This is a genomic window from Staphylococcus kloosii (assembly GCF_032139365.1).
GTDB classification, from domain to species: domain Bacteria; phylum Bacillota; class Bacilli; order Staphylococcales; family Staphylococcaceae; genus Staphylococcus; species Staphylococcus kloosii_A.
In genome coordinates this window covers 1-5,636 of the sequence record NZ_JAVTDB010000054.1, presented here as the reverse complement: position 1 = coordinate 5,636, position 5,636 = coordinate 1, and the positions used below count along the sequence as shown (strand labels likewise).

The 5,636-nt window shown below is 31.7% G+C and carries 8 protein-coding genes; 5 read left to right on the top strand and 3 right to left on the bottom strand.

The genetic code is table 11. The features are described from left to right. Positions 1 to 129: 129 nt before the first annotated feature. Positions 130 to 669, bottom strand: a complete 540-nt coding sequence (locus RPL90_RS07335; RefSeq protein ID WP_313547341.1) for a nitroreductase family protein — start codon at positions 667 to 669, stop codon at positions 130 to 132. A 66-nt stretch (positions 670 to 735) separates the two neighbouring features. Further along, a complete protein-coding gene (gene aroD / locus RPL90_RS07330) occupies positions 736 to 1,449 on the bottom strand; it encodes a type I 3-dehydroquinate dehydratase (RefSeq protein ID WP_313547339.1) in 714 nt (237 codons plus the stop codon). Positions 1,450 to 1,627: 178 nt separating this feature from the next. Between aroD and RPL90_RS07325 the strand changes: the two genes are divergently transcribed. The 5 genes from RPL90_RS07325 (at position 1,628) to RPL90_RS07305 (ending at position 5,412) form a co-directional block, all read left to right on the top strand. Next, positions 1,628 to 2,053, top strand: a complete 426-nt coding sequence (locus RPL90_RS07325) for an organic hydroperoxide resistance protein (RefSeq protein ID WP_195721236.1) — start codon at positions 1,628 to 1,630, stop codon at positions 2,051 to 2,053. 295 nt (positions 2,054 to 2,348) lie between these two features. Then, entirely contained in the window at positions 2,349 to 2,873 is a 525-nt protein-coding gene (locus tag RPL90_RS07320) for a GNAT family N-acetyltransferase (RefSeq protein ID WP_313547336.1), read from the top strand. A 162-nt stretch (positions 2,874 to 3,035) separates the two neighbouring features. Continuing rightward, the gene (locus RPL90_RS07315; protein WP_313547334.1) at positions 3,036 to 3,287 is read left to right on the top strand and encodes a hypothetical protein; all 252 of its coding nucleotides are present in this window, start codon (positions 3,036 to 3,038) and stop codon (positions 3,285 to 3,287) included. A gap of 176 nt (positions 3,288 to 3,463) precedes the next feature. Further along, complete coding sequence (locus RPL90_RS07310; protein ID WP_313547332.1) at positions 3,464 to 4,759, top strand: CitMHS family transporter; 1,296 nt, start codon at positions 3,464 to 3,466, stop codon at positions 4,757 to 4,759. A gap of 419 nt (positions 4,760 to 5,178) precedes the next feature. Continuing rightward, positions 5,179 to 5,412 (top strand): hypothetical protein, encoded by a 234-nt coding sequence (locus tag RPL90_RS07305; RefSeq protein ID WP_313547330.1) that lies wholly within the window; start codon positions 5,179 to 5,181, stop codon positions 5,410 to 5,412. A 2-nt stretch (positions 5,413 to 5,414) separates the two neighbouring features. On the opposite strand, the gene RPL90_RS07300 is transcribed toward RPL90_RS07305, so the two are convergent. Further along, on the bottom strand, positions 5,415 to 5,624 hold the full coding sequence (locus RPL90_RS07300) for a YozE family protein (RefSeq protein WP_313547328.1): 210 nt from the start codon (positions 5,622 to 5,624) through the stop codon (positions 5,415 to 5,417). Positions 5,625 to 5,636 lie beyond the last annotated feature (12 nt).

Below are 5,636 nucleotides of genomic sequence, written 5' to 3'. Positions count from 1 at the left end.
AATAAATCAGTAGAATGAGGTGTTATTTAATTTGAGTTAGGAATTATATCCCTAACTCCTTTTATTTCTAGAATCTTTTACTTACAATTTATATTTATCTATCGTGTGTTTACATAGATAATTTACTCATTAAAATTCGGTAATAATATTGTGTGTATGACGTGGCGCATGTGGCATGTCATCTTGCATATCCGTTAAATATAAAAAGCCCACTAAGCTTTCATCATCTTTAACGCCTAATTCTTGTCTTACTTGTGGCATAAAAATATAGGGCGGCGTTTTCCAACATGTACCGATATGTGCTTCATGAAGTAATAACATTAAATTTTGAGCAAATGTACCGAAAGCTAGATAGTTCTCTAAATTTTCTTTTTGTCTTGGATCATCTTTAACGATTAGTGCTAACATACCGCCTAATTTCGTCACTGTTTTATAATGATCTTGTTGTTTATCTATTTGATGCGGAAATACTTTGTCTGAAATTGCTTTACTCATGGCGCCTAATCTATCTTTAGCGATATGCACAACACGCCAAGGTTCTCTTAAGCCATGGTTTGGTGCATCAGATGACTTTTTTATGGCTTGATACAATGCCTCGTCATCGATATGCATATCTCTCTTAAATATTTTGCTACTTCTTCTATTAGCGATTGCATCTTGTAGTTCCATTCTCTATCGCCCTTTCGTTAATGATAACTATTTTCAATTATAAGATACAATCTTAGTATTTTCAAATTACTCGTATATTTTTAATTGTTGTCTTAAAACGCTTACATGAACTTGCCCCGGGGCTTTCGGTGTATCTAAGCAGCCATATGAAACTGTACCGCCGAAGACACCTTGTGCCAATCGAGTTACTAAGCCTAATTCCGACATCGCTATACCTATGACGCGCGGATGAACTGAATCAGCAGAATCAGACATTGCCATTAAGAGATTAGTTACGTCTTGTTTATTTTTAGGCATGACAGCGACTTTAATATAATCTGGGTTTATTGATTGCATTTTATAATACAAATGTTTTAATTCGTCCAATTTAGGTGTTTGTTCAAAATCATGATAAGAAAGAATAACTTCTAAGTCTTTATTTTGCGCTGCTGATATTATAGTAGACAATTGTTCTTTATCACTTTTTTTATCAAATTCTATATCTATTAAATCGTAATGGCTAACTTCTATTAATGAATGCAGCATTTGATAATATGCATCACCATTTAAATGGCCATTTCCACCCTGAATACTTGTTCTATAAGTAATCAGTAGACGTTTATTTAAATCTTTAATTTGCTGTTGAATGGTATCAATTAAATTAGCATCAATGTCATTCCATTGATCAATACGCAATTCTACAATATCTATATCTTCATTGTATTTCTTTATATTCGTAAGTGTTTCTTCGTCTAATTTGTCTTCTGGCGCTATTGTTACAGCAATGTCTACATGTGTCACGATTTTCACCTTCTATTTCTTAATATAATAAGCCATATTTTAGCTTAAATTATACTATAATTACAACTACCGACACCTTTACTAGTAAAATACTATTAAAATCGAGTTAATTACTCATGATTGAACTTTCAAAATTTGGGTAAACTTTATATATAACGAGATATAAGGAGGAATTATAATGGCAGTTAAATATGAAACTAAAGCTACAAATACAGGTGGACGTAACGGACACGTTCAAACTGACGATAAAGCAATAGATGTTGCAGTCATCCCTCCAGATCAAGCTGATGCTGATAAAGGTACAAACCCTGAGCAATTATTTGCAGCAGGTTATGCCTCTTGTTTCAATGGCGCCTTTGACTTAATTTTAAAACAAAATAAAGTACGTGGTGCTGAACCAGAAGTTACGCTAACAGTTAGATTAGAAGATGACCCAGATGCAGAAAGTCCAAAACTAAGCGTCGACATTGATGCAAAAGTAAAAGATGTATTATCACAAGCTGATGCTGAAAAATATTTACAAGACGCGCACGATTTTTGCCCATATTCAAAAGCAACACGCGGCAATATCGACGTTAATTTGAATGTTGAAGTTGTAAGCTAAGGTTTGAAAAATAAAGTTTATTTTATATTAAATACTATAAAAGGCTTAAGCCTTTTATAGTATTTTTTTTATGTATTTATCATGTCACACTTAAAATTTAGATAGCCTTGCAAATTTATTAATAATTTTAAAGATGAAAGATAAGTTTGAATTAAATATATATATTGTCAAATATTATTAAGTTTTATGTATATAAAAGATTGCTATCGAATAATTTATCCTTTATTATAAAAATAATATTAACTATACATACTTTTAATTCCTAATATATTCCACTTTTTGAAGGAGGGCTAAAATGGCTCATTTTCGCATTTTAACTAATAGCGATTTAATTACATATCAACAATTTATATCATATGTATTGCACAAGAGTGGTGATGTGTTTTCATGGGGGATTTATGATTTAGAACTCGCTGCTGAAGAAAATTTAACACCTGCGTTAGCACAAGATAATAGCAATTGCATTATTATTGGGGCTTTTTCCAATGAACAATTAGTCGCTACAACGACGCTATGTAATATAAAAATCCACGGCCTTGCACACAAACTTTTTTTAGAAAACATGGCTATCATTGCCGATGATATAGACTATCGTAAACAACTAGCGGCACAATTAGTCGAACAAGTATTTAATTATTGTAAAGAACAAGAATTTGAAATTATATTAGCTTCCGTTGCTTCTAATAATATTACTGCTAAAGTGTTTTTCAGTGATTTAGACTTCGAGGTACTAACTGTAGAACAACATGCTAGAAAGTATAAGCAACATTACGTAGATCAGCATTGGTTAGTTTATCATTTAAAAGAAATCCCTTCTTAAATATAGTGATAGATAAACACTTAGTTTATACATTGACAAAGAATATTGAAGAAATAAGCTAATTTATAAACTTTAACTTGTAATAAAAATTACAAAACTATATTATTTTATTATGTCCGCTTTCAGTAAACACAATTAAAGCATATAGAGAGGATGTTTAATATGAATCATTCGAGTACTTTATTATCACTATTTTTATCTTTGGTTACATTGGCGATTCCTCTTATTGTGGTTGCAAATGTTTTAGGTGGTAATATGACAATGATTGTCGGATTACTATTTATAGTTGGTGTATTAATTTTTAATATTTCTGCCCTTTTAAATGGCGATAAAATAGCAAACATATTTGCTATTTTAGTTACCCTTTTTTCACTCATTGTTATGCTATACCCTTTTTGGAAAACACTTATATAACAAATACATATTAAATAAAAAACAGTTAATAATTAATGATGATAGTCCTTTATTTTAAATTATTAACTGTATTTTTTTATGTTTTAAAAAACAAGAAAAAATTTTAAGAGTTTCGTGGATTTTAATATCAAAAACTTAATGAAAGCGCTATAATATAAAAGATAAGGGGGGAGTTTATGTATTTAGCAATTTTAGGTTTTATTATGATTGCAGTTTTTATGATTTTAATTATGACAAGAAAAATGTCAGCTTTAATCGCATTAATTGTAATTCCGACAATCTTTGCTTTAATCGGCGGTTTTTATGCCGGTATAGGTAAATTCATGTTAGACGGTATTGGAACCGTAGCACCTACAGGTATTATGTTAACGTTCGCTATTCTTTACTTTGGTGTAATGATAGATGCAGGACTATTTGAACCTGTTATCAAACTAATTATTAAATTAGTTAAGGGGGACCCCGTCAAAATAGCAATAGGAACTGTGCTTTTAGCTTCAATGGTCGCATTAGACGGGGACGGTACAACTACCTTTATTATCACAGTCACAGCCATGATGCCACTTTATAAAAAAATCGGTATGAGCTATTACATATTATCCACATTAGCTTTATTATCTATAGGCGTAATGAATATGCTACCTTGGGGTGGCCCAACGGCTCGTGCAATATCTTCTTTGCACTTACAAACCGAAGATGTATTCATTCCAATTATTCCAGCTATGATCGCGGGGATCCTTTTTGCATTAGCTGTTGCAGTAATATTAGGCAACCGTTCTAAAAAATATATACACTCTGCGACTGATATCGATACTGATGATATACAAATGATCGATTCTAAAGAAGACTCATTATTAAGACGACCAAAAATGATTATTCCAAATGCAATATTAACTATTTCTTTAATAGTATGTTTACTTATTGAGTTATTACCTATTCCGGTCTTATTTATGGTTTGGTTTGGAGTAGCTCTATTAATCAACTATCCAAATTTAAGTATTCAAAATTCCGTTGTTAAAAAACATGCCGGTGACGTGTTAGCAGTTATAAGTTTAGTATTCGCTTCTGGTATCTTTACAGGTATCATGGATGGCACAAAAATGGTTGACGAAATGGCACATACGTTAGTACAAATAATCCCAGAAGCATTGGGCAGTCACTTTGCACTTATTACCGCAATCTTAAGTGGACCGTTTACCTACTTTATGGCCAATGATCCATTTTATTATGGTGTACTACCAATTTTAGCTGAATCGGCACACCAGTTTGGTATATCTAAAGTTGTGATGGCTCGAGCCTCAGTACTCGGACAACCATTGCATGTATTAAGTCCTTTATATGCAGCTGGTTATCTTTTAGTCGGTATGTTAGATATTGAGTATGGACGCAACCAACGTATCGTAATTAAGTGGGCAATAGGTTCCAGTCTATTTATGATATTTGTTGCATTAATTTTAGGTATAATTCCGTGGTAACTATGATTTCCTACACAATTAAATAATTTAAAAGTGACATGTTACAGCTAGGACATTTATTGTTCTAGCTGTTTTATTTAGCCATACAGGAAGTTGGACAAAATTTAATTTTTATAAGAAGATTTTGTAGTCCCGCTCCGGCAAGGATGACTAGCGTTGAAAGCAGCTTGATATAAGCGCATATTCAATTCAGTCATTTACTGCCCATATAAAAGTAGAGCCTGAAGACAACTAAGTCCCAGGCTCTTAATCACACATACCTCTTTATCGTTATACCTCTACAACTGCGAAAGTTAAGATTTAATGCACGTTTTTGTACAAGGTATTTTTTCATTAATTTGTATAAATTTTCGTTTTATTTTAATAGGACATGGGTAAAAGTTAAAGTCGGATTTACAATATTAAGGAGTGTATTGATTATGAATCAAACTAATGATTGCAATTATGTTAATCTTTCAGCAATTTCACTTGATTGGGAATGTTTTATTATAAGCAAAAGTGAAATGCTATTAGATGGCTTACCAAGTGAATTAATTAATACTTGGTTGGACCAAAACATTATTGAACCATTTTCAGTGAGAAATAACGAAATTAACTTTAAAACAAAAGATGTGTGGGATGCATTAATTGAGCATAACTGGTATTACAATTAATATTATTTAAAATTAACACGATATAAACTAAGCGCTCTATTGGCAGATTCTAACATCTCATGATCTAAATAATGACTGTGGAAATACTTACGCAATGTTGAATGACATGTTTCATTTTTGGGAAAATTCTTATCGCTACGCACATTATGCGCTAAATTGCCGAGTGGTGTATCATCTTCTATAAAAGTTATTACAAAATCATAAAATGTCATTAGCATCTACCC

What these genes read in the sequence shown, in the direction of transcription:
- RPL90_RS07335 (WP_313547341.1), bottom strand. Translation starts at nt 669, where the DNA reads ATGGAACTACAAGATGCAATCGCTAATAGAAGAAGTAGCAAAATATTT.
- RPL90_RS07325 (WP_195721236.1), top strand. Translation starts at nt 1,628, where the DNA reads ATGGCAGTTAAATATGAAACTAAAGCTACAAATACAGGTGGACGTAAC.
- RPL90_RS07320 (WP_313547336.1), top strand. Translation starts at nt 2,349, where the DNA reads ATGGCTCATTTTCGCATTTTAACTAATAGCGATTTAATTACATATCAA.
- RPL90_RS07315 (WP_313547334.1), top strand. Translation starts at nt 3,036, where the DNA reads ATGAATCATTCGAGTACTTTATTATCACTATTTTTATCTTTGGTTACA.
- RPL90_RS07310 (WP_313547332.1), top strand. Translation starts at nt 3,464, where the DNA reads ATGTATTTAGCAATTTTAGGTTTTATTATGATTGCAGTTTTTATGATT.
- RPL90_RS07305 (WP_313547330.1), top strand. Translation starts at nt 5,179, where the DNA reads ATGAATCAAACTAATGATTGCAATTATGTTAATCTTTCAGCAATTTCA.
- RPL90_RS07300 (WP_313547328.1), bottom strand. Translation starts at nt 5,624, where the DNA reads ATGACATTTTATGATTTTGTAATAACTTTTATAGAAGATGATACACCA.